The following is a 926-nucleotide window of genomic DNA, read 5'->3' on the forward strand; positions in this document are numbered from 1 at the left end:
CTGGCCGCCAGGTTATGGATGATCTGGTAGATCTCCGACTTGGCGCCGATGTCGATACCCCGGGTGGGTTCGTCCAGCAGCAGGACCTTCATCGGCATCGACAACCAGCGGCCAAGGATGGCTTTCTGTTGGTTGCCGCCGGACAGGTACAGGATCTTCTGCGCCGCGTTCGGCGTTTTGACCCGCATCGCCTGGATCTGTCGGTCGGCGTTACCTTTCTCCCAGCCTTCGCGCAACAGCCAGCCAAAGGTGGAATGGGCGCCACGGGCGCTGATGTTGATGTTCTCAGCGACGCTGCCCAGCGGGATGATGCCCTCTTTCTTGCGATCCTCGGGACACAGCAATACCCCGGCGGCGATGGCGTCGCGGGGTGAGCGCAGTTGCAGCGCTTGCCCGCACAGTTCCAGGCTGCCGGCACTGGCGCGCTCCAACCCACTGAGCAGGCGAAACAGCTCGGTACGCCCCGCGCCCACCAGCCCGAACAGGCCCAGGATCTCGCCCTTGCGCACCTGGAAACTGATTGGTTCACGCAGGCCGGGGCCGAGCAAGCCGTCCACCTTGAGCGCCACTTCGCCCTGCTCACGCGGTCGGTAATCGTAGATATCCTGGATATCGCGACCGACCATGCAGGTCACCAGTTGATCGTGGGTCAGCGTGTTCATGTCCTCGAACGTACGCACGTAGCGACCGTCCTTGAAGACCGTCACCGCATCGCAGATACGGAACACTTCTTCCATACGGTGCGACACGTAGAGCACCACTTTGCCCTCCTCGCGCAGGCGCGTGATGATCGCCATCAAGCGGTCGATTTCCCGCGCCGAGAGGCTACTGGTCGGCTCGTCAAAGGCGATCACATGGGCGCCACGGGACAGCGCCTTGGCGATTTCCACCAATTGGCGCTGGCCCAGGGACAGGCGCCCGAGTTT

At 63.0% G+C, this 926-nt stretch carries 1 protein-coding gene; it reads right to left on the minus strand.

What is annotated here, in order from left to right; all coding sequences use genetic code 11:
* Positions 1-926: ATP-binding cassette domain-containing protein (locus HBO10_RS31005; RefSeq protein ID WP_169922257.1), on the minus strand; the 926-nt coding region annotated here is incomplete at both ends.

The sequence above is a fragment of the Pseudomonas sp. WS 5503 genome (assembly GCF_012985385.1).
Classification (GTDB): Bacteria; Pseudomonadota; Gammaproteobacteria; order Pseudomonadales; family Pseudomonadaceae; genus Aquipseudomonas; species Aquipseudomonas paracarnis.